This is a genomic window from Kordiimonas sp. (assembly GCF_048260245.1).
Lineage (GTDB): Bacteria > Pseudomonadota > Alphaproteobacteria > Sphingomonadales > Kordiimonadaceae > Kordiimonas.
The window spans coordinates 87,450-111,945 of sequence record NZ_JBLXGZ010000009.1 but is presented as its reverse complement, the minus strand read 5'-3'; the positions used below and the strand labels follow the sequence as shown (position 1 = coordinate 111,945).

Below are 24,496 nucleotides of genomic sequence, written 5' to 3'. Positions count from 1 at the left end.
GGTTTCAGGGGCGCTTGAGACAGGCTTTTCCGGATCAAGGGGTTGGTGTTCAGAATTACCTCGGGAGGAGGTAAACGGCCCTGCGCGTCGCTTATCAGAAGTGGCTTGTGAGGCCATGTTGTGGAAGGAAGGTCGAAATGCGGATCAGCATTACCTCTATATTTTCTATGGCTGTGAGGCGGCCCTCGGTTTCCGGGGTTGCGCTTATGGCTGCGTTCGCGGGTGGTGCACTACCTGCAGTGGCTCAGGCAAAGGACCAGAATGCCAGCAATCAGGTCCAGTTTGAGGAGATCATTGTTACGGCACAGAAAAGGGAAGAGACCCTTCAGGAAGTGCCGATTGCTGTCAGCGTGCTGTCGGGCAATGCCCTGCGTGACAATTTTGTCGATTCCATCGACACATTGACAACGCTGGCGCCAAGTCTGACGTTCAGCACAAGCAATAGCGACAAAAACGCCTCTGTGCGCATCCGCGGTGTGGGCTCATTTACTTTTGCCAACACTGTTGAGCCCAGTGTGTCTTTTGTCGTTGATGGCGTATCGCTTGCCCGTCAGGGGCAGGGTTTTCAGGACTTGATCGATATCGAGCGGGTGGAGGTGCTGCGGGGGCCGCAAAGCACGCTTTTTGGCAAAAACGCCTCTGCGGGTGTGATCAATGTCGTCACGAAAAAGCCGTCCAAGGACTTTGAATATGACGGTGAGGTCCAGTACGCTGAGCTGGATGATGTTCAAGTCAAGGCGTCGGTTTCGGGGCCATTGTCGGAGAAGGTCGGTGGTCGCCTGTCGGGGTTTTATAAAACCCGTGATGGTCATATCGAAAACCTGTCCACGGGTCGTTCCGGCAATGGTTATGAAAATTGGGGCATCCGCGGCAAACTGCTTGTGGAACCGTCGGGCGCACTGGAGCTGCAGTTGATCGGCGAATACCGTGAAAACAAAGCCGAATGTTGCCAGTGGACCGCGCGCGGTTTTGGCGAGGACCGGGACGACGTGTCCTACGCTCTCAACAATTCCGGGCAGGCCTTCCTTGCAAGCATTGGCGATGTGGTACCAAGCCCGACGAACAAGGAGGCGTTCACGAACGGCGACCTGTTCAATAACTCCAGGCAATGGGGCGTGTCCCTTGAAGCAAACTGGGACGTGGGGGAATATACCCTGACCTCCATTTCCGCGGTCAAGAGCTGGGATTTCGACAATAGTACCGATATCGACGGTACTTCGAACGCGCTGCCCATAAGCGCGACCCCGGTCAGGGATATCGGTATCGGCATCCCAGTCAGCCTGGGGGTGCCACACGAAAATACCCTGCCGGTCCTTGATATAAACGGTCACCAGTCGAAGGTGACACAATATAGCCAGGAGCTGCGGCTGCAGTCGCCAATTGGTGAAAAGTTCGACTATGTGGCCGGGCTGTACGGTTTCTATTTCGACCTTGATGACGCTTTCGATCGCCGGTACGCATATGTCTATCCTTATCAGGTTGCGCCGGGGGTGTTTTACGGCACACCTGTGTTCCTGAGCGGTACCAAATATTCGACGGTCAACACACGGAACGTAGCGGCGTTCGGGCAGGCGAACTATCATATCAATGACAAGCTTGACCTGATCATCGGCGGTCGGGTGCTGTATGAACGGCTTGAATATGATGTGTTTGTGGACCAGCAGGATGTGCTGGTTGAGGGCGATACCAATATCTACGCCAGCGCACCGGCGCTTGATATCCGCAACAATCCGGTCAGCACCAGCGATACGGCAGCCACGATCAAGGCGGGTTTCGCCTATGAAATCGATGACACGCTGAACAGCTATTTCACCTACACAACTGGCTACAAGGGGAAGGCGAGCGAATCCTATTCCGTCATCGAAACCGATCCGCAGACCAACCAGCCGGTGACCAATACCTATATCAATGAGGTGGAGCCCGAAACGTCTGACGCGTATGAACTGGGGCTGAAATATCTGTCCGATGACAAGCGTTTCCAGATGAACCTGGCGCTTTTCCTGACCAAATACAAAGGCCTGCAATTCCAGATTTTTGACCCCTCCACCAACACCGCGCGTCTTGCGAATGCCGGGCGGGCAGAAACCAAGGGGGTCGAGGCGGACTTCATTTTCCGCCCGCAAGTGGAAGGCCTTACCCTTTCCGGCAGTTTTGCCTATGTGAAGGCAAAGGTCAGCGAACTTCTGGGCCAGACCTGTTATCCGGGCCAGAAGGCGACGGAGGGGTGCGACATCAACGGGGGAGGCGACTTTGGCACGCAGGACCTGTTTGATGTGGACCTGCCCAACTCGCCTGATCTGAAGTTCAACGTTTCAGCCCGTTATGAGCGGGAGATTTCAGCCTCCGGTGCGATGGGGTTTGCACAGGTCACCTACAACTGGCAGGACGAAACGCAGTTCCAGCTTGGCGGCACGGACGATACGATTGAAGACAGCTATGGCATCATGAATGCTTCTGTGGGTGTCGCCAGCGCTGACGGCCGTTATACGCTGACGCTGTTTGCGAAGAACCTGATCGACAAGCAGTATTCAACCGCGCTCTTTTACGATTTTCTGGTGCCGGGCCTTGTCGATCAGTATGTGCCGCGTGAAGCAGAGCGGTACTTTGGCGCGTCGTTGCGGGTATCGTTCTAACGACACGGACCAGGCTAACAGTCACTCCAAGGGCGGCAGATGCCCCGTGCCGAGAGTATGTCGGGGCAGAACAGCAAAGGGTGCCAGGCTTAGGCCTGGCACTTGCGTTTTTATGCGGCATCTGAAGGGCCAGCGTCCGCACGGTGGCCGGTTCGTGGCGGCGCGCCGCTGCTTTTCTGTTTTCATAAGCCAGCGCGTGGTTTAGCGTTTGAGCCAAGGGCTATCAGCCAGCCTGTCACCGGCCGGCTAGTAACCCGCTGGCCTGTCATGGATCAGGTCTGTGCCAATAACGGGGATGTTGAAAAATCCCCCGCGCCTGCGTATGGCAATACAGCGCGGGCAGGCTGTCCCGCTGTATGGCGACAATTGGAGTTGAAATGGAATTCAAGAAAAAGCGGCAAAACAGGGCGCAGCAAACGGAAGAGACGCGCACCAAGATTATTCAGGCTGCGCTGGACGAGTTCAGCCGCCACGGCTATGGCGGGGCCAATATCCGGTCGATCGCGGCACGGGCGGGCGTGAACCACGGGCTGATAAAATACCATTTCAACGGCAAGGAAATGCTGTGGCGCAAATCGGTGGAATATATGTTCCGGCGATCGAACGAGGAAATATCGATCGATCAGGAAGTGACGACACTGGAAGGCGTTAAGGAACTGATCAGGCGATACACGCGCTATTGCGCCCGGCACCCTGAACATGCGCGGATCATGATCCAGGCGTCGATGCATGACCGGGAAATCCTGCAGTGGGCCCTCGAACAACACCTGTTGCCAAACCGCGACAGGTTGGTGGAAGCCATCCGGAAAGAGCAGGCTGGTGGCATCTGGCCTCAGGTTTCGGAAGTCAGCCTGATCTATATTATTGTCTCAGCTTGTCAGCTCATTTTCGCGCTGGCTGCGGAAGCGAATATTCTGTACGGCGTCAATGTCCAGGATGACGCTTTTGTCGATCAGCACGCGGAGGCAATCATCACCCTGTTCTTTGATCATATTGTCAAGGGGCCAGCCACCCTGACCGCTGGCCCAAGTGCTTGATCCTCAATATCATTTATTTATCCTTTTGGATAAAAATATTGACATGCCACCGAAAGTGTCGCCTATACTTGGGGCAGGATATGGCGGCAGGGCACAGGTATTTTGCCATGCACCGGGGTTGAGGGAAGACAAGCATCGCAGCCACCGAACATGAAGCTGGGCCGCAAGGTCTGGATGGTGGAAATTCACGCGCCTGCAGGCACGGTCATTATGGTCTGTCAGGCCTGGAACTTGGGGTTCCCTTCTCGGGCCGCGGCGCATTGTGCCAGCATACAAGGCTGTAGGGAGGGTATCGATGCGAAAAGCTATCAAGGTCACGTTTCTGGTGCTTGGGGCGCTGGTGGGCATTCCGGTTCTGGCCGCACTCGCATGGTTTGGGGTGGTGATGTATGGCCTGGACACTCCGTCAGACGCTGGCCCCCGTGTTGCCGATCCTGAAACGGCCAGAACGATCAGCTCCGGCCTTGTTGTCGGCTACTCCCCAACGCCGGACATGCATGTCTGGACCGGTATCCCCTATGCCGGTCCGGTGGGCGGTGTTCACCGCTGGACCATGCCGCAGGCCCCTGAGCCATGGACAGGGCAGCGCGAATTCACCGAACAGCCGCCTTACTGCCCGCAGTTTTCATTCGACGCAGGCGCGATCCCAGAGAAGGGCTATATCGGCGAGGAAAATTGCCTGACGCTTGACGTGTATGCACCGGCTGCCGCGAGCGCGGACGGCACGGAAAAGCGCCCGGTTATGGTCTGGCTTCATGGTGGCGGCAACACGCTGGGCGCGGCGGGGGACCTGACGCGCAACAAGCTGGTCACCGACGGCGACATTGTGCTGGTTGCAATCCAGTACCGGCTGGGGCCGCTTGGTTTCTTCAGCCATGCGGCAATACGCGATGCCGGGGTGAAAACGGCGAATTTCGGGCTTGAAGACCAGATACTGGCACTCAAATGGGTGCAGGAAAATATTGCGTCCTTCGGTGGTGATCCGGCGAATGTTACACTGTTCGGGGAATCGGCGGGCGCGGTGAATATCTTCTCGCTCATTCTATCCGAAAGGGCCCGTGGCCTGTTTCACAAAACAATCATGCAAAGCGGCAGTTCGACCACCACGCCGCGTGCGACCGCTGAAAACAGCGCGCAGCATACGCAGCCCGGCCACAAAAACAACAGTACGGACATCGTGAACCGCTGGCTGGTCCGGACCGGGATGGCAGAAAATGAGCAAGCAGCCGCGGCAAAAGTGACATCGACGCCCCTGCCTGAGCTTCTTTCTGTTATGCGCGATGTACCAACGCTGGATTTGTTGAAGGCCTATATGCAGGATGGCCCCAATCCCATGTACCCGCTGCCGGCCTCTATTCGCGATGGCTTCACATTACCGGAAGGCGAGCCCGCGGACCTGATCATGGAGCAGGGGCGCTTCAATGCTGCCCCGGGTATATTTGGCACAAACCGTGACGAACTTGGCTGGGCCTTCCTGTTCAACGACAAGATCACGTCGCGCAATGCCATCAAACTGCCCACGGTCGACAATTTCGAACATCATGACGCGGTGATCCGTTATACGTCGGAGTTGTGGAAATTCGTTGGCGCCGACCGCCCCGCTGCATGGCTTCATGCCGCTAATGAGCAAAACATTTTTGTGTACCGCTTCGACTGGGACGAGGAGCCGAGCTATCTTGGCCGTGATCTCGGCCGCTATGTCGGGGCCGCTCACACCTTCGAAATCCCCTTTGTGTTCGGGCAGTTTCACGGTGGCACATTGGCAATGCCCAAGTATTTTGTGACGCGGGACAACGCGCCGGGACGGCACGCGCTTTCGGCCGCCATGCGGAAATACTGGGCGGCATTCGCGCATACTGGTGTGCCGGGCGAAAGCGAATTGACCGATGACCTGCCGACCTGGACGCGTTGGTCGCCGGTCGGCCCGCGTGAAACCATGGTGTTTGATACGCCCGCTGGTGGTGGGCCGCGTATGGCTGATGCGCGGGTGGACGCCAGTGAGATACGCGATGCTTTTGACACTGATCCGGCGCTGAATGCCGTCGGCCGGTGCGCCGTTGCCGGCTTTCTGGTAGCGGCGGGGGAATGGAAGCCAGAGAAGTTTCAGGCCTACAGGAAGGGTGCCTGCGTCAGCGGGGAAGGCTGAGCGCAGGATGCGGGGGCTGGCAGATGGGGACGGAATTTTATTTGCCAGGGCCAGGGACAAGACTATTTATTATCCATACGGATAATAAATAGTAAGGGAGGTATTCGCCGTGAACGATAATGGGCAGCAGGACAAATTGGGTTTCGGCAGGCGACTGGGTTATGGTGTGGCCGATTTCGGGCTCAATCTCTATTACACCGGGCTCAATCTTTTCCTGTATTTCTATTATACCGATGTACTGGAAATCCGGCCGGCAGTCGCTGGGTTGATTTTTGCGGCGCCGCTTGTCTGGGATGCCGTCACCGATCCTGTCATGGGTATTCTGACCAACAAGACGCGTACGCGGTTTGGCAGTTACCGCCCTTACATTCTTTTTGGCATGGTGCCGCTGGCGCTCAGCTTTGTGGCCATGTTTGCTGCGCCGCTGTTGTTCCCGGGGGCGGTTGTCGCGACCGCAGCGATCACCCATGTCATTTTTCGAACCTGCTATACGGTTGTGTCGATCCCCTATGGTGCGCTTTCCGCAAATCTGACACGCAACAGCACTGAGCGCGGCAAGCTTGCCGGGGTGCGGATGTTCTTTGCGCCGCTTGGTGGGCTGTTCACCGCGTTTTTGACGCTTCAACTGGCAGGAAAACTGGGTGCGGGTGACCTGAAGGTAGGGTTCCTGCAGGTCGCCGCGCTTTATGGCGGTATTGCCTGCCTGCTTTTCACCTTAACCTTTTTGACAACGCGCGAGCAGCTTACGGCAAAGGCTGACCTCTGGCCGGGCCTGCGCACCTGTTTTCGCCAATTGGCGACCAACCGGGCTTTGTGGATTCTGATCGGTGCCATCATCTGGGGCTCGACCGGTAGCGCCATTTTCGGAAAGGCGATCCTTTATTATCTGCGGTATATGCCCGGTGTGAACCTTGATATCAGCCTAGCGCTGACCGCTTTCGTTGCCGCTACCACGATTTCCGTCCCGTTCTGGACGATCATATCTGGCCGGGTGGCGGCCAAGCGCAACGTCTGGCTTACGGGTTCGTGCATCACGATCACAATGCAGTTGCTGTTGCTGCTGCTTCAGCCGTCGCAGACGCCTGTGTTACTTGCGATCATGTTCGGCTTCGGTATCGCAGGCGGCGCCTATTACCTCAGCTTCTGGTCCATGCTGCCTGACACCGTTGAATATGGTCAGTTTCGCTCAGGCGTGCGGGATGAGGGGGTTGTTTTCGGTATCAACCAACTTGCCCTGAAGGCGGCAACAGGCCTCGGTATCGGGCTTCTGGGGGTCATGCTTGAGGCGTTCGGCTATGTGGCAAACCAGGCGCAGACGCCTGAAGCGCTGACCGGCATCCGTTTCATCACGCTTGTGTTGCCACTGCTGTTCGGCCTTCTGTCGGCGGGCACCATCATATTCTATCCCATTGATTTCAAACTGCACCGGCGTCTCGTCCGGGTGCTGGATTGGCGGGCGGCAAGGAAGGCCAACCGCGCCACATAGTTCTTGACAAACAGGGTGTCACTTATATTATCCATATGGATAATATAAGTGACACGGCCTGATGTGCATATCGGGCGCGGGATGGCTTTAGGTAAGATAATCCGGTGAATTTGACCACGTTGCGGTGCCGCCCATTTTGGGTGGCCGCTGGTTTCGCTTCGGCTTGTTTCGAAGCTTTTCCAGATGTCTTGCCTTGCTGCTTTGTCCCGCTGCCTTCGCCAATGTGCCGGTGATCAAATTTGTATCAAAAGGGAACCTTCATGCCTGATTATTCTCCCCGAAAAGGGATGAGCGAAAAAGATATCGCGTCGACAATTGACGCCATTCTGGCGGAGCAATCGCTGGAAGAGAAAGTGGCCATGATGTCAGGCAGCGGCTTCTTCAAGGCCATGATCGAAGATCGCATGCGCTGGAGTGCGCGGCCCTACCGTGCGGGGGCAGGGTGTGACAGGCTTGGGGTGCCGGCGCTGTATTTTTCTGACGGGCCACGAGGGGTGGCACGGGGCGAATCCACCTGTTTCCCGGTCACCATGGCGCGGGGCGCAAGCTGGGACCGCGAGTTGGAGCGCAGGGTCGGTGAGGTGATCGGGATCGAAACCCGGGCGCAGGGCTGCAACCTTTCGGGGGCGGTCTGTGTCAATATCCTGCGGCATCCCGGTTGGGGGCGCGCGCAGGAAACCTATGGCGAGGATTCGTACCATGTGGGCGAAATGGGCGCGGCCCTTTCTGGCGGTATCCAGAAACACAATGTGATCGCGACGGTGAAGCATTTCGCGGCCAACTCCCTTGAAAATATGCGCTTCACGCTGGACGTGCGGGTGGATGAACGCACGCTGCGCGAAGTCTACCTGCCGCATTTCAAGCGTATCATTGACGCCGGGTGCGCCTCGGTCATGAGCGCTTATAACAAGGTCAACGGGGTCTATTGCGGGCATCACCGCCAGTTGCTGACGGAAATCCTGCGTGAAGACTGGGGCTTTGAGGGGTTTGTGCATTCAGACTGGATCATGGGCGTGTTCGGGCCTGATGGCGCCGTCGCCGGTCTCGATATCGAAAATCCGGAACCCATGCATTACGGCGAAAAGCTGGTGAAAGCGGTGCGCAGCGGCGAAATTGACCCGGCTGTTGTCGATACGGCCTGCCGACGGGTATTGACTGTGCTGTACCGCTTCATGGCGGCGGAAGACCCGCTTGAGAGTTATGACGCTGAAAAGCTGGTCGCATGTGACGCCCATATCGCGCTGGCGCGGGAGGTGGCTGAAAAGTCAGCGGTGCTGCTGACAAACAAAGGTGCCCTGCCGCTTGCGCGCGATGCCCGGCTTGGCCTTTTCGGCAGAATGGCGGCACGCGCCATTACCGGCGATAATGGCTCAAGTAAGGTGCACGCGCGTTATGTGGTGACACCGCAGCAGGGGCTGTCCGCCTATCTGGGGCACGATCTTGCGCTGTCTGGCGATGAAGCTGATCCTGAACAGGCGGCACGCGCGGCTGCGGATATGGATGTGGCGGTTGTTGTTGTTGGCACCACCGCAGCGGATGAAGGGGAATATATCCCCGGTGACCTTGGCGCGGCGCCAGCGCTGCCGCCGGTGATCGCCGAAGCAATGGCCGCGGCATATGAAAAAGTGAAGAACGAAGACGGCGACGATAAAGACACAGGTGCCATGGGTAGCGGCAAGGACCGGGGCGGTGACCGTACCTCGCTCAGGCTGGCGCCAGATCAGGTCGCGCTGATCAAGGCGGTAAGCGACGCCAACCCGAATACGGTTGTCGTTATCGTCTCAGGCTCGGCCATTCTGTCGTCGGAATGGAGTGATGGTGTCGCGGCGATCCTGCAGACGTTTTATTCCGGTATGGAGGGCGGGCACGCGCTGGCACGCCTGCTATTTGGTGATGTCAGCCCCACCGGCAAACTGCCGTTTACGGTGGCGGCCAATGAAGGAGATAACCCCTTCTTCGATATCAAGGCTGAGACCATCGATTATGGCCCGCTGCATGGCTATGCCCTGTTTGCCAATGACGGCAAGCAGCCGCAGTTCGCATTCGGACACGGCCTATCCTACACCAGCTTTTCTTATGGCGATGTGACGGCGGAAGCCCGGGACGGCGGGATCGCGGCCAGGGTGATGGTCAGCAACACCGGCGGGCGGGAGGCAAGCGAAGTAGCCCAGTTATATGTAGCATTTCCCGGCACTGCAGTGACGCGGCCCCCCTTTCTTTTGCGCGGGTTTGAGCGTGTGCACCTGAGACCGGGCGAAAGCGCCTGTGTTGAATTCTTCGTGCCGCAAAGTGACCTCGCCTATTGGGACAGTGAGCGCAGGGACTGGCGCACAGAGAGGGGAGTTCACACTGTGCTGGTGGGCCCGTCGAGCCGTGCCGCTGATCTGCAGTGTGTTGAAATACCCCTGTGAGCGTTGATCCGCCCATCGTGGCGGTCCACAATAATGCAGGGAATTCTTTTCGGGAGGGAAAGAGATGAGGGAAGTTGATTACAAGAACCGGGGTGTGCTGAGGCTAGCCCTGGCATTGGTGGTGCTGTGCGGCCTTTCTCAAAGGGCGCTCGCGGGCGAAGTGAGAGAGGACGGCACAGCACCCCGGCCCAACATTATCGTCATTCTGGCGGATGATATGGGATGGGGTGATGTCAGCCTCAATGGGGCCAACCTCCTGCAGACGCCGAACATCGACAGGATCGGCCGTGAGGGCGTGCGTCTGGATCATTTTTATGCTGCGGCCAATGTGTGCACGCCTTCCCGTGCCTCGCTACTGACCGGGCGCTACGCGATTCGCTCAGGCATGCAGTTTGTCATCCGCCCGCATTCCACGGACGGTATGCCAGCCGACGAAATCACCCTTGCCGATATGCTGAAAAGCGCTGGATACGCGACCGGTATGGTCGGTAAATGGCATCTGGGTCACCGGGATGATTTCTGGCCTACGAACCAGGGCTTCGACGAATTTTTTGGCGTGCCTTATAGCAACGACATGAAGCCTTTTGATCTTTATGAGCAGAAGACGGTCATCCAGTCGCCTGTCGATCAGTCGGCGCTGACGGACCGCTATACCGAAGCGACGACCTCGTTCATTCGCAGGCATGCGGACAAGCCCTTTTTCCTCTATTTCGCGCAGACCTTTCCCCATATTCCCCTTCATGTGCCGACAGACAAACAAGGCCAGTCGCGGGCGGGGATGTATGGCGATGTGATCCAGCATCTGGACAGCGGGATTGGCGCCATATTGCGCACGCTTGAGGATGAAGGCATTGCCGATAACACGCTGATCATTTTCACCTCCGATAACGGCCCTTGGTTCGAGGGTGATGCCGGCGATTTCCGTGGCCGCAAGGGCGGGACCCATGAAGGCAGCTATCTGGTGCCGTTTCTGGCGCGCTGGCCGGAGAAAATTCCCGCCGGCACAACGTCATCCGCGATGAGCATGAACATCGACCTGTTGCCAACTCTGGCCCATGTCGCCGGGGCACAAGTGCCGGAAGACCGCACCATCGATGGCCGCGATATCACACCGCTGCTGATGGGAGGGGAGCAGTCACCCCATGATGTGTTGTTCTTCTTTAACGAGAATGATGTGGTGGGCGCCCGGGATGCCCGCTTCCGACTGGTGCTGCATGACTATTACAGAAAATACTATGTGCCGTTCGAATATTTCGGCGCCAAGATGCTGTTTGATCTTCAGCGCGACCCTGAGGAACGCTTCAACTATAGCCATAGCGAGCCTGAAGCGGCCGAACGCTTGATGCAGGCGGTGCAGGCGATGCGGGCGGACATTGCCGATCTGGTCAAGAAGCCGGAAAGCGTGCAGGCGCCGAAAGAGGGCGGCAAGGTAGGCCCTGACCTTGATACAGGCGCACCATAGCCGGTGGCGCGCTGATGCGTGAGGGTTTGCGAGCTATAGAGGGGCGCTACATGCTGCGGTCGCCCCTCTTTGCCTTTGCGGTTTTTCTGCTGCTGGGGTTCGGCGGGTTGCCTGCCTTCGGTGACGAAGGATGCGGGCAGTGCCACGGCGATACCCATCAGAAATGGCAGATGTCAGACCACGCATCGGCCATGCAGGAGGCCAGCGAGGCCACGGTTCTGGGGGATTTTTCCGGGTTGTCCGTTGCGCACCACGGGCAGGTCACGACTTTCACCCGGGCAGGGGAAGCTTATCAGGTAACCATTACAGGCGCGGACGGTGGGGCCGATACCTACCGCATTCGCTATACCTTTGGTCATTATCCGCTTCAGCAATATCTGGTGGCAACGACGGACGGAAGATATCAGGTTCTGCCGGTCGCATGGGACGCGAGAATAGAGGAGGAGGGTGGTCAGCGCTGGTTCCACCTGTATCCGGATGACTATCTGCCGAAGGGAGACCGCCTTCACTGGCAGCAACCGCTGCAAAACTGGAACGGTATGTGCGCTGACTGCCATTCGACCGGGCTGAGGCGCGGCTATGACGACCGGCGCGATCTGTTTGAAACCACGTTTGAGGCTGTCAATGTTGCCTGCGGGTCCTGTCATGCGGGCGCGGAAGACCACGCGGCTGCAATGGAGGGGCGAGACGAGGGCGAACCTGACGGCTGGAAAGACCAGCTTGTCGCGTATCTGAGAGAGATTGAACCCTTCACGTTCGCGCCGGACAGGGACACCGCGCATGTATCAGACCCTGTTGCCCGCCAGGGGCGCGAGATTGAAGTCTGCGCGGCGTGCCATGCCTTGCGGTCGCCGCTGACGGACGGCTTTGTGCCGTCACAGCCTTTCCTGGACCAGTTTTCCCCGACCCTGCTTGATGAACCCCTCTATTTCGCCGATGGCCAGATCAGGGACGAGGTCTATGTCTGGGGTTCTTTCCTGCAAAGCAAGATGTATGCGAGCGGGGTGACCTGTTCTGATTGTCACGACAGCCACAGCCTGCAGCCAAAGGCGCAGGGCAACGCGCTTTGCACACAGTGCCATAAAACGGAGGTGTTTGACACGCCACAGCACCACCGGCATGTGCGCGGCACACCGGCGAGTGAGTGCGTGACATGTCACATGCCGGCGCGCACCTATATGGGGGTGGATGCCCGCCGGGACCACAGCTTCAAAGTACCGCGCCCGGATATCAGTGTGCCGGTCGGCAGCCCCAATGCCTGTGTCAGCTGCCATAGCGACAAGGCCGACGTATGGGCGGCTGAGACGCTGCGGCGCTGGTATCCTGGTGCTGCCGCGCGACCGCGCGACCAAAGTGCGCTTGCGGTATATCAGGCGCGGCAGGGGAACCCGCATGCACGCGTTGGCCTTGAAGCGATCATCAGGAACACGGGTAACCCGGCTATCTTGCGGGCGACGGCGCTGTCGCTCGTCCCGCGGGTTGGTACGCGGGAGTTGACCGAGCTTGCTACGGGCTATCTGGATGACCCGTCCCCCCTTGTGCGCATTGGCGCCATACGGGCGCAGGCCGGGTTATCGGCGGCGGATCGTCGGACGTGGGTATCCCCGTTGCTGCAGGATGACGTGAAGGCGGTCCGTGTTGAAGCGGCGCGGGCACTGGTGGATAGTGCGGACGCGGCCCTCCACGAACCCGCGTTCACTGAGATGATGCAGGCAGACAGCGGTGCCGCCTGGCGGGCGGAGGGCAGGATGAACCTCGCCCTTGGGTTTGAGCACGCGGGGGATGTGTCGGCTGCCGAAGAAGCATACCGCCAGGCGTTGCGGCAGGAGCCGCACTTTGCCCCGGCCATCATCAATCTGGCGAACCTTCTGGCGCGGGCAGGACGTGAGGATGAGGCGCAAGAGCAACTGCTGCAGGCCGCGAACGCGCCGCCTGTGGACGCCTCGGTGCTTCACGCGCTTGGTCTTTCCTTTGTTCGGCGGTCAGACCTTCGCGCCGCTACCGGATATCTGGAGAAAGCCGCCCGCGCGGACCACAGCAATCCCCGGTATGTCTATGTGTATCTGGTTGCGCTCCAGAATACCGGGCGGGAGGAGGAGGCGTATGAGGGCCTGGCGCAGGCGCTTGATAAGCACCCCTACGACCCTGACCTGCTGTCCTTCGCCTTGTCGGTCGCGCTGAAGCGCGAGGATATGACCTGGGTTCGTGACGTGTTGCCAAGGCTGCAAGCCTTGTTCCCCGGTACACCGGCCTATGACGCCCTCGCCATCGGTTTGGGGCTGCCGGTTGCGTATCATTGATGCGTCAGGCCGGGTGCCTGAGGAGGCACCGGGCCTGATGGGGGAATAGTAAAGCAGGAAATTTTATTTCGCGATTTTGATCGACTTGGCGAGGCGGTTTATCTCATCCTCCGCCTTTCGGCAGCATCCTCTACGTCGAGCAGGATGGTTTGCAGCTCCACATGTTTCTTGATCAATCCGTTCAGAACGGGAGATATGTCCATAAATGCCTCCGTGATACCAAGCGATTATAGGCTGGTGGGCGAATGCTGTTTAGGTGTGGCTGCTACATAATACTGGACAATTGCATTTCAGCGTTTGGGTATCATTACCTTAATAGCTACTGCCGCACTTCTTGCTTTAATCCACTGTGGCCTTCTTGTTCCAACCGCATTCTTACTTGTGCAAACAGGTTCCACAATAGTTTTACTCATTGTCAGGCCTGCTTATATGCGGCTTATCTTTTCGGTGTTGCCGCTGTTCTTGTCGTACTATTTTCTATCGCTGAATCTATGGAGATTACTGAATAGCCCCTAGATTTCTAGACACCTTGCTTGGTAAAAATGAAGCATGGAGTTCAAGTATGTCATCTGGTATTCGTTATACGGAAGAGTTCAAGCGAGACGCGGTCGCGCAGGTGGTTGATCGAGGCTATTCGGTTCTGGAGGTTGCCACCCGGCTGGGGATCAGCACCAAGTCGCTCTATGACTGGAAGAAGTGCTATCATAAGCCGGAGCGACAGATCCGGCAGGAGGCAGTGGACGCGGCCGAGATACGACGCCTGAAGGCAGAGCTGGCCCGCGTCACCGAAGAGCGGGACATCCTAAAAAAAGGCCACCGCGTACTTCGCAAGAGAAGCCAAGTAAAGTACGCCTTCATCAAAGCGCATCGGGGCCTGTTCCGGGTGCGCGTGAAGTGCCGCGTGTTGCTGGTGCATCATAGCGGCTTCTATGCCTGGCTGCGCTCGCCAATGAGTGACCGGGCCAAGGACGACAGACGGCTGACTGGATTGATCAAACAGGCTTGGCTGGAAAGCGGCTGTGTCTATGGCTATCGCAAGATCCATGATGACCTGCGGTCGATCGGCGAGACCTGCTGTCCGAACCGGGTGTGGCGATTGACCCAGTTGGCAGGCATCAAGGCACAGGTCGGTTACCGTCGTCGGCACGGCAGCTATGGCGGATCGCCAGCAATCGTGGCCCCCAACCAGTTGCAGCAACAATTTGATGTGGCGCAGCCTGATCAGACCTGGGTGACAGATATCACTTATATCAAGACCCATGAGGGCTTCCTGTATCTTGCTGTCGTGATTGATCTCTATTCCAGACGCATGGTCGGCTGGTCGATGCAGTCCCGCATGCACATGGATCTGGTTCTAAGTGCGCTTTTGATGGCTGTCTGGCGGCGTAAGCCCAGGTCGAAGGCGATCATCCATTCAGACCAAGGAAGCCAATTTACCAGCTATGAGTGGCAGAAGTTCCTGCAGACCCACAATCTGGAAGCCAGCATGAGCAGGCGGGGGAATTGTCACGATAATGCTGTCGCGGAAAGCTTTTTCCAACTCCTCAAGCGGGAACGGGTCAGGCGACGGACCTACAAAGACCGCGTAGAGGCTCGGCAAGACGTGTTTGACTATATCGAGTTTTTCTACAACCCAAAAGGCAAGCATGGTAACAACGGGATGTTGTCACCTGTCGAGTTTGAACGGCAGCAAAATTGGAAAGCCCAAGGTGTCTATGAAACTAGGGGCTATTCAGTCCTCCCTTTGAGGAGGTCAAATAAGTCTTTGCCCCCTACTTTCCTCTGATACTAGCAAAAATTGCTTTAAAACAACCTATGAAACTTTGCCAGTGTGGTGCGGTTTTGTCATATCTGAATTGCGCCATCCACTTAGGAATGGGGAGCAGGATGATTTTTGTTCAAAGAACTAAAGCATTGAAAATGGAACCACTAGAGGTGGGGGGATCATGGCACGGTACCGACAACTGAAGTCACTGGAAGACTATCGGCGAGCGATCAGGAATGGTTATGGCATTGGGGTTGGTGATAGCTATAAGCCTTGGGTCAAGGTGCAGGATGTTAAAAGCAAAGGCCTGAGCGAGAAAATTCTCGGTATAAAAACGGGGCGCATGCATCATCTTCTTTCACAGGGGGAATCTGAGTTTTTTCGACTGGCCCAATTTTGAGCAACGGTTGTGGACATCAGAGAACAGTTTCCTTTGCTGCCCATAAAGCTGGGGAAACGTATCGCCGAAACGCTGGGTGTTAAATATCCCAAGGTAGCCAACCATGCCTTCAACCCTGCCCTCGCCGGGGCGGCCATAGCGGTCTTTGACCAGATAGTGGGACAGAAAGGCAGAGAATCTGTCGGTCCGCTTGCGCGTGCCGTCCAGCCACGTTTCCGTTGTGGCCCGGTGCATGGCTGAGCGGAACATACACCTCCCGGCTGACACGCTTGTGCTCTCGTATATAGTCCTTGATGATCGTATAGCCGCCCTCAAAGCCATGCTCGGAGCGCAGGCGCTCAAAAGATCCGCTTCGCTGTATGACGCTGCTTGCGCCCTACCCGACGGTCACCCTCTAGGATACGGTCGATGAGGTCGGTAAAGCCATCCAGCTTCGGCCGCTTGATACTGGCGCTCCGCTGGTAACCCGGCGGCTCCGAGTGGTGCAGCATCTTTGATATGCTGGCGCGAGATATGCCAAAACGGCGGGAAGCTTCTCTCTGGCTCAACCTCTCAACATGGCAGGCAAGCCGGATACGTCTGTATAAGGCTACGGTGAGTATCCTCTGGCCCTCCCAAAAATGGAAAAGCCCGAAACGGGCAAACTTTTAGTCCGCCCACAGCAACATTTTGTCGCCGCTTCCGTGGTCCACTTTTGCACCGCCCTATACAAAATCGCGCGCCGCAATATAGGCCCTGACTTTTTGCCAGAATTCCTCTGCCACCGGGGATTGGCGGGCGCGGGGACGCCAGAGGCGTATTTCGATCTCGATCCCTTCCTGCTCCTGTTCAGTACGGGCAAGGCGCCCGGTTTCCAGATGGTCGGCGATCAGGCTGAGCGGCAGCCAGGCCACGCCGCGACCATCCAGCGCCATGGCGGTCAACACGCTGGCGAGGTGGGACGCAAATGCCGGCGTGGGGGCAGCCGGCAGGCCCCGTTTTTCAAGCGCGGCACGGATAATGCGGCCCATGCCGGATTCCTCAGTGAAGGCAAGGTGTGGCAGGTCACCCTCGTCCGCCTGCTCCAACAGTTCCCTTGCTGCCACCGGAATCAACGTATCCCCCCCCACGACAAGCGAGCGAAAGCCCTGTTCAAGCCGGACATAGGCTGTCTCATGATGATGACACAGCAGGAAATTCGCCTGCCCCTCAATCATCAGCTTCTCGCAGGCCATCATGCTGTTGGCTGTCAGTTCGATCACGCCGCTTTGGAAGATTTCATACGCCATATCGCGCAGGAAACTGGGGAAAAAGGTCAGGGAAAGCGCGTGCGTGGACGCAAAGCGCAGGGTATTTGAGCTGGCGTTCGCCGCCGCAAGCGCTGATTCACGGCCCAGTTTTAAATGCCGTACCACTTCTTCCGCGGTCAGGCAAAACCGCTCCCCCGCCGGGGTCAGCCGGATGGTATGGGTGTCGCGGTCAAAGAGCGCGGCTCCGACCCATGTTTCAAGTGCCTGAATGCGGCGGCTGAAGCTTGACTGGCTGACAGCCCGACTTTCGGCGGCCTTGGAAAAACCACCGATTTCCACCAGAGCCAGAAAATCTTCCAGCCAGTTCATATCCATGCCGTTTGGCCCTCCCCATCACGCAGGACGCACCCGCAATTGAGACGATAGATAAACCGCTTTTTGCCCTGTTCACGGTCTTGCATGATTATATGCTGTTTCTGCATTAGCTCCGGCATCACCGCACCGCCTATCTTCTTTGCCTAAGACTCAACAGGTCTGACCCGAACAGGCCTAACACCGAACAGAAGGAAAACAAAGTGCCCGGGCACCGTGTCATCATTACCCAACGTTTTTTCCACGAGGCCGCCATGGATTATCTGGCTGCAAACGGGTGCAACCCCATGATCGTGGATCTGCCCAAGGGCCAGGCCGACGGCAATCTGAGCCATGATCACCTGTGTGAATTGCTGACCGGTGCCAGAGGCTGGGTCGTAGGCCATGCCCGCGTAACCGAAGCCCTGATCACGGCCCTGCCGGACCTTGAGGTAATCTCGCGCCGCGGTGTTGGCTATGACCGGGTAGACACAGTCGCAGCGGCACGTCACGGCCGGGTGGTCTGCATTGCCTCAGGCGGCAACGATGCCTCGGTTGCGGATCATGCCATCGCCATGATGCTGGCACTTGGCCGGCGTTTCCGCGAAAGCCAGCGCAACATGGCAGGCGGTGACTGGTCCATCCTGCAAGGGCATGACCTTTACGGCAAAACCGTTGGCATTGTCGGGCTGGGGCGCATTGGCCAAAGCTTGGTCAAGCGCTTGTCGGGCTTTGATGCACGCATCCTGGCCCCTTTGGGCTGGTGCAACACAGACTATGCCAGCGCGAACAATATCGCATGCGTGGATATGGACACCCTGCTGGCGGAAAGCGATTATATATCGCTGCATGCGCCACTGACGGATGAAACACGGTTCCTGATCGATGAAAATGCGCTGAGACGTATGAAAGAGAGTGCCTGCCTCATCAACACTGCCCGTGGCGGACTGGTGGATGACCGCGCGCTTCTGGCCGCGCTCAAATCGGGCCAGATCGCCGGGGCCGGGCTGGACACTTTCGAGAGCGAGGGCGACCCCACTTATGCTGATGTGTCGAAAGAACTGATCGCGCTTGATAATGTTATCGCAAGCCCCCACGCCGCCGCCTCTAGCGTTGAGGGGCTGGAACGCACCAATATGATCGCCGCGCGCTGTGTGGTGGATGTGCTGGAGGGTCGCACGCCCCCCGCTGAATGTGTCGTGGCTGACGGCCGCATGAAATAACCCCGCAAGGGCCCATCAGTCAGGAAAGAGAACAAGACATGAGCAATGAAGCAATATACCGCATCGCCGTTATCCCCGGAGACGGGATTGGCAAGGAAGTGGTGCCCGAAGGCCTTCAAGTGTTGGAGAAAGTCGGCAAAAAATATGGCTGCCGCTTTGAGCAGGCGCACTTTGATTTTGCGTCGTGCGACTATTACGTAGCCCACGGCCAGATGATGCCAAACGACTGGAAAAAACAGCTGACCGACCATGATGCCATCTTCTTTGGTGCCGTCGGCTGGCCCGAAACGGTGCCCGATCATATCTCGCTTTGGGGTTCGCTTATCCAGTTCCGGCGCGAGTTTGACCAATATGTCAACCTGCGGCCGGTCAAGCTGATGCCGGGTGTGCCCAGCCCGCTGGCGAACCGCAAACCGGGGGACATTGATTTTTACGTCGTGCGGGAGAACACCGAAGGGGAATATTCCTCGATCGGCGGGAAAATATTCCCCGGTACCGAGCGGGAGGTGGTGATGCAGGAAACGGTGATGACCCGCATCGGGGTGGACCGTATCCTGAAATACGCCTTTGAGCTGGCCTCCCGGCGCGAGAAAAAGCACCTGACATCGGCCACCAAATCAAACGGCATTTCCATCACCATGCCTTACTGGGATGAGCGCGTAGAGGCGATGGCAAAACAGTACCCCGATATCGCGTGTGACAAATATCACATCGATATCCTGACCGCCCACTTTGTGCAGCACCCTGACTGGTTTGACGTGGTTGTTGCCTCCAACCTGTTTGGCGATATCCTGTCAGACCTTGGCCCTGCCTGTACCGGCACCATCGGCATCGCGCCCGCCGGCAACATCAACCCGGAAAGACGTTTCCCATCGCTGTTTGAACCGGTTCATGGGTCCGCGCCCGATATCGCTGGCAAAGGCATCGCCAACCCGGTGGGGCAGATATGGTCGGCCGCCCTCATGCTGGACCACCTTGGCGAACATGACGCGGCAGCCGACGTGGTGCGTGCGATTGAGGAAGTGCTGGCCAAGCCCGAATACCGCACGCGCGACCTTGGCGGCAATGCCGACATGCGCACCTGCGGTCAGGCCATAGCCGACGCGCTTACCTAGTCATCAGACATCAGCTATCAGGCATCAGGCGCCGCAGGGCGGTTCACACGCAGCGCGTCAAACAGCGCGGTGAAATCGTCCTGCCCGTCAAGCTGCCACACAAAGGCACGCACGCGGCAGGCCTGCGCATTGCTCAGGTATTTCTGCGCGACATCGTCAAACTTGGTTTCAAAATCCTTGTCCGTCATCGGCGTGCCCATGCCACCACGAGCAGTGTCTACCTGTTCGGTCAACACCTCGCCGCTTTTCAGCGTCACTGTCACACGGTTGGCGATATGACGCGGGAAGGTGGCTGTCAGGGCCGGATCCTCGGCTGCGGTGATCTTGTCCATCAGTGGAATAACCCGGTTGTCGCGCAGGCTCTCATCTGAATAGCTGTCCATGGTGATACCGCCGTCGAGAAACGCGCGGGCAACGGTAAACGGCAGGCTGTGGTCTGCGGTTTCGCGAGTACTGGGGCGCCACTTTTCCGCGTCGCGGGCGGTGATGCGGTAGGCGGCGTTTGTTGTCTCCACATGGATGGATTTTACCGCGTCAAGGTCCGCGATTTGCGGCCTGAGCTTGAGCGCCGCCCACACAGCGGTCTGTATCTCGCCCTGTGTGGGCAACAGTTTGGTCAAGGTATGGGTGATGGCATAATCCGGGTTTTCGGCCGTCGCGAAACGCTTGATGTCAAAGTTCATATCCAGCGAAAGCTGTTTGATGAAACCCATTTCACCCTCAAAAATGGGAGACGGTCCTGTCAGGCCCTCCCGCGCGAGGGCAGCACAAACGATGGCATTGCGGGCGGCGTTCGCGGCGGAACATCCCTTCCAGCCCGACAGCTCCCCGGCACGCACCTGCCTGAGCGCTACATGCCCGCCAGCCGCCATGTTGATGGCCTGCGTCAGTTGGTCGGCAGACAGTCCCATCAGCTTCCCCGCCGCCACCGCCACGGAAATGAGCACATAATTCACATGGTCCCAGCCCAGGCTATAAAGCCGGGCGGCATCCTGCAACCGGCACTGGACCTCATAGCCCAGCACGATCGCAAGGATCAGGTCCTGGCCACTTTTGCCCTCAGCTTCCGCCACCGCAAGGCAGGCGGGAATATTATCACTTGGATGGCCCAGTTCCTTGCCGATGTAGCCGTCGTTATAGTCCAGATAGCGCACCATGGTGCCGTTCACGAAAGCAGCGGTGTCCGCCGTGGTACGCTCGGCCGTGCCGATAAGCGTAGCGCGGTTTACGGGTACGGTGCGGGCGTAACGCCGCCCCGCCACCACAGGCTGCGCATCATAGGCACCCAGCGCGCAGGCAAGGCTGTCCAGCACCCGCTGTTTGACGGTTTTGACCGCATGCGCACTAAGGTCTGCATAACTGAGCGACGCCGCATAAACGGCAATCTGCTGTGCAATGCTGGCCGGTTTGGTCTTCGCCATGGTTCTTCCTTTCCCGTTAGCCCTGCAATACAGCAGCACCGATATAAGCCGCGTAGGCCGTGACAAGACACACCCCCGAGGATCGGCCAAGGGACATGCGGCTGAATACAAAAATCGAGAGAACAACAGTCGCACCCGCGAGTACCCACAACTCTCCGCCAATCGTGCTCATATCGATCGGCTTAGGGCTTGACAGTGTGGTCGCGCCCAAAATGGCGGTGGCGTTGAAAATGTTGGAACCCAGAATATTGCCGACAATCATCGCGGAGTTGCGGTGCATGGATGCCGCCACCACGGTCGCAAGTTCGGGCAGCGAGGTGCCAAGCGCAACAATAGTAAGCCCCACGACGGAGTCAGAGACGCCAAGGCTGGCGGCGATGCCGGTGGCGCCATCCACCGTCAGCGCAGCCGAAAGCGGCAGCATGACAAGCCCGGCGAGCGTGAACATCACGGCCTTTGGCAAGCTGCCAGACTGCGCTGCAATGCATTCCACCTCGTTTACCAGTTCCCTCGAGGCCTGCCGTGTGGTGGAGATATTATACACCGTGTAAGCCATATAGACGACAAACAGGCACAAAAGTGCCACACCCGCCGCAGTACCCAGGGCACCCGTCAGCGCCAGCGCAATAATGGTAATGGTGGTGATCAGCATATACACCGTGTTACGTCGGATGAACGGCTGGTTGCAGCACACCGGCAACAGCACCGCCGGAACCCCCAGCACCAGCAGGATATTGGTGATATTGCTGCCAATCACGTTGCCGACAGCCAGTGCCGGTACACCTTCCATTGCCGCCTTGACGCCCACAACAAGTTCGGGTGCCGATGTGCCAAAACCCACAACAGTCAGCCCGATCAACAACGGCGGAATGTGCAAGGCCTGTGCAATGGCCGTGGCGCCGCGCACGAGAAAGTCGCCGGCAACGGTCAGGAGAGCCAGCCCGATCACCAGCCAGAGAAAGTCCATAAGCATATAATCCAATGTCCATTGTTCCGCCCCCGCCGATAGATGGAAGCTCAATTCCAGAAATACTCTCCCATATTATATTATAATTTTTTAATATTTTAAGGGTGCCTCTGCAGCAAGGAAAATTATTTTATAAATTATTCATTTATAATCAATGATTTAAGTTGTTATTTGAAAAAAGCATAATTCCATGCCTTTTGAAAAGGAAAAATATTATCATATAATTTAACATTGAGACGCTGGTCGGGGGAATGTATGTCCGGCGTTTCGGGGAGAAACCTAAGGGAAGAGGGAAGGTCCTAATTATGTCAAAGCACACACCTGTGCGTTTGAGGACACTGGCTTTATTGTCAGGCACGTCCTTTTGCTGGGCAATGGGCGGCATGGCCGCGCAAGCCCAGTCAACCACAACCAGCGAAGCATCGCTTGATGTCACGCTGGACGAAATTATTGTAACGGCACAGCGCCGCAGTCAAAGCCTGCAGGATGTGCCAGTAACGGTAACTACATTCGGCGACGAAGAAATTAAAAATGCGCGCCTGCAACAGGTTGACGATATCGCCATGCGCACACCGGGGTTGAGCTTTGATGCTTTCCCGGCCACGCAGCCACGGCTTGCCATCCGAGGCATCGGCTCGTCCGACCGGGGCGCGGCCGGTGACCCAAGCACCGCAGTCTTCCTTGACGAAACCTATCTCGGTCGCCCGGCGGCCATCGCCTTTGATCTGTTCGATGTGGGGCGGATTGAGGTCCTCAAGGGCCCGCAGGGTACCCTTTATGGCCGCAATGTTGTGGGCGGCGCCATCAATGTCATCACCGCCGCTCCTGAGGTAGACGCCGTTGAAGCGTCAGCCGAGGCAACATACGGCAACTATAACCGGGTCGATGCGGCAGCGTTCGTGAACGTACCTGTCGCCACCGATGTGGCCGCGATCCGCGCGAGCGGTGCGTGGCGCCAGCATGACGGCTATACGGACAATAATTACACAGGCGGGGAACTGGACGACCAGGACACCAAAAGCATCCGCCTGCAAGCCCTTGTGCGCCCCAGTGAAAACCTGAGCGTAAGGCTGGGTTTTGATGGCACACGCGACCGCGCCAACGGCCCCGGCCAGCATGTCGTGGCGCTGGACAACAGCGACCCGCTTTCCGGTTTCTGGACGGTCGATCAGAACCGCGACTACAACAGCGCCGAGACCGATGGGTACCAGAACCGCGATACATGGGGCCTGCGCGGCGAAGTCAATTGGGATATGTCCTTCGCGACACTCAATTACCTCGTGTCTTACCGCGACCTTGAATATGATGCGGCTTATGACTTTGACGGTGGCAACCCGACCGCCAATGTGATCAGCATAGGCGGCGGCAACATTGAAGACAGCGAACTTTTCAGCCACGAACTACGCCTGATGTCGCCTGAGAGCAGCGATATCTCGTGGGTTGTGGGCCTTTACCAATATACTGCTGACACAGTGAGGCAGGACAGGCTTGAGCTGGCGATCGGCGGACCGACCGGCACGGAAATCTTTGCACAGGACGCCGAACTGGACAGCGTCGCGGCTTATGCCGATGTCACGGTCCCGGTCAGCGACAAGCTGAACCTGATCGGCGGTATTCGTTACACCAAGGACAAAAAGACCTTCAATATCACGACAACGGAATCAAATTCCTTTTTCCGGGTCGATGGTCCGTTTGACGTGACAGCGGAAGAAAGCTGGGACGCGGTCACCTGGCGTCTGGGTGCCGACTATCACCTGAATGACAACCATATGGTTTACGCCATGGTATCGCGCGGCTTCAAAAGTGGCGGCTTTCAGGACACGCCGGGTTCCGCTGCCGAAGCGGTGGATTCCTTCAACCCGGAATATGCCACACAGTATGAAATTGGCCTGAAAAGCCAGTTTTTTGGTCGCCGCCTGACTTGGAACAATACAGTGTTCCAGATGGACTATTCCGACCTGCAAACCCGGCAGGTGAACGGGTTGATCATCACCACCAACAATGCAGGCGAAGCTACCATCAAGGGATATGAAACCGACCTTATGTGGCGCAGCGCAAACGGCCTTGGCCTGAATGCGTCCTATGCCTATCTTGATGCAACATTTGACGTTTTTGTTGAAAACGGGGTGGATCTCGCGGGCAACCGCATTTCGCGCACGCCAAAGCACAAGCTGGTGGTAACGCCGTCTTATGCCTACACGTTCAACTCCGGCGCAGACCTGACGATGGCGGTGGATTATGCCTACACCAGCAGAATTTTCGACGACAACAGCAACAGGGGGCCGGAACGCCGCGCACCTACGGTCTTTGTCGACGCAAGACTGGTCTACACCAGCAGCGAAGGCGACTGGGCCGTCTCTGTGTGGGGCAAGAACCTGACCAACGAGGTGACACGCACCCATCAGGCGACCTTCCTTGGCGGGACGTTCGCTGCCTATAATCCGCCGCGCACTTATGGGGTAACCTTGCGCTGGAATTACTGACTTCCCCTCCCCGTGAGGCAGGCTGCCGGCCAACCGCTGCCAGCCTGCCTCCCGATTGCGGGGCGGT

General features: G+C 57.6%; 13 protein-coding genes and 2 pseudogenes. 11 read left to right on the top strand and 4 right to left on the bottom strand.

Annotation, left to right across the window (positions count from 1 at the left end; translation table 11 throughout):
- Positions 1-206: 206 nt before the first annotated feature.
- The 8 genes and pseudogenes from ACN0VM_RS07095 to ACN0VM_RS07060 form a co-directional block, all read left to right on the top strand.
- A complete protein-coding gene (locus ACN0VM_RS07095) occupies positions 207-2,633 on the top strand; it encodes a TonB-dependent receptor (protein ID WP_417450167.1) in 2,427 nt (808 codons plus the stop codon).
- Positions 2,634-3,010: 377 nt separating this feature from the next.
- Positions 3,011-3,670: a TetR/AcrR family transcriptional regulator gene (locus ACN0VM_RS07090; protein ID WP_417450166.1), complete on the top strand. Its 660-nt coding sequence runs from the start codon at positions 3,011-3,013 to the stop codon at positions 3,668-3,670.
- Between the two features lie 295 nt (positions 3,671-3,965).
- Positions 3,966-5,816 carry a carboxylesterase/lipase family protein gene (locus ACN0VM_RS07085; protein ID WP_417450165.1) on the top strand — a complete coding sequence of 617 codons (1,851 nt, stop codon included), beginning with the start codon at positions 3,966-3,968 and terminating at the stop codon, positions 5,814-5,816.
- 109 nt (positions 5,817-5,925) lie between these two features.
- Entirely contained in the window at positions 5,926-7,302 is a 1,377-nt protein-coding gene (locus ACN0VM_RS07080) for an MFS transporter (RefSeq protein WP_417450164.1), read from the top strand.
- A 260-nt stretch (positions 7,303-7,562) separates the two neighbouring features.
- The gene (locus tag ACN0VM_RS07075) at positions 7,563-9,713 is read left to right on the top strand and encodes a beta-glucosidase family protein (RefSeq protein ID WP_417450163.1); all 2,151 of its coding nucleotides are present in this window, start codon (positions 7,563-7,565) and stop codon (positions 9,711-9,713) included.
- Positions 9,714-9,777: 64 nt separating this feature from the next.
- Complete coding sequence (locus tag ACN0VM_RS07070; protein WP_417450162.1) at positions 9,778-11,175, top strand: sulfatase; 1,398 nt, start codon at positions 9,778-9,780, stop codon at positions 11,173-11,175.
- A gap of 50 nt (positions 11,176-11,225) precedes the next feature.
- A complete protein-coding gene (locus tag ACN0VM_RS07065) occupies positions 11,226-13,475 on the top strand; it encodes a tetratricopeptide repeat protein (RefSeq protein ID WP_417450161.1) in 2,250 nt (749 codons plus the stop codon).
- Positions 13,476-14,037: 562 nt separating this feature from the next.
- A pseudogene (locus tag ACN0VM_RS07060) lies at positions 14,038-15,189 on the top strand (IS3 family transposase); the annotation flags it as partial.
- 544 nt (positions 15,190-15,733) lie between these two features.
- Here ACN0VM_RS07060 and ACN0VM_RS07055 read toward each other — a convergent pair.
- Both ACN0VM_RS07055 and ACN0VM_RS07050 read right to left on the bottom strand, forming a co-directional pair.
- A pseudogene (locus ACN0VM_RS07055) lies at positions 15,734-16,242 on the bottom strand (hypothetical protein); the annotation flags it as partial.
- Positions 16,243-16,344: 102 nt separating this feature from the next.
- Positions 16,345-17,244 (bottom strand): LysR family transcriptional regulator, encoded by a 900-nt coding sequence (locus ACN0VM_RS07050; protein ID WP_417450160.1) that lies wholly within the window; start codon positions 17,242-17,244, stop codon positions 16,345-16,347.
- Between the two features lie 200 nt (positions 17,245-17,444).
- Between ACN0VM_RS07050 and ACN0VM_RS07045 the strand changes: the two genes are divergently transcribed.
- Positions 17,445-18,443, top strand: a complete 999-nt coding sequence (locus ACN0VM_RS07045) for a phosphoglycerate dehydrogenase (protein WP_417450159.1) — start codon at positions 17,445-17,447, stop codon at positions 18,441-18,443.
- Positions 18,444-18,481: 38 nt separating this feature from the next.
- Positions 18,482-19,558 (top strand): tartrate dehydrogenase, encoded by a 1,077-nt coding sequence (locus ACN0VM_RS07040; protein ID WP_417450158.1) that lies wholly within the window; start codon positions 18,482-18,484, stop codon positions 19,556-19,558.
- A gap of 17 nt (positions 19,559-19,575) precedes the next feature.
- On the opposite strand, the gene ACN0VM_RS07035 is transcribed toward ACN0VM_RS07040, so the two are convergent.
- Both ACN0VM_RS07035 and ACN0VM_RS07030 read right to left on the bottom strand, forming a co-directional pair.
- Entirely contained in the window at positions 19,576-20,979 is a 1,404-nt protein-coding gene (locus ACN0VM_RS07035; RefSeq protein ID WP_417450157.1) for an MmgE/PrpD family protein, read from the bottom strand.
- A 16-nt stretch (positions 20,980-20,995) separates the two neighbouring features.
- Positions 20,996-21,952, bottom strand: a complete 957-nt coding sequence (locus ACN0VM_RS07030; protein ID WP_417450156.1) for a calcium/sodium antiporter — start codon at positions 21,950-21,952, stop codon at positions 20,996-20,998.
- A 299-nt stretch (positions 21,953-22,251) separates the two neighbouring features.
- On the opposite strand from ACN0VM_RS07030, the gene ACN0VM_RS07025 reads away from it, so the two are divergent.
- Positions 22,252-24,429, top strand: coding sequence for a TonB-dependent receptor (locus tag ACN0VM_RS07025; RefSeq protein ID WP_417450155.1), 2,178 nt, complete (start codon positions 22,252-22,254; stop codon positions 24,427-24,429).
- Positions 24,430-24,496 lie beyond the last annotated feature (67 nt).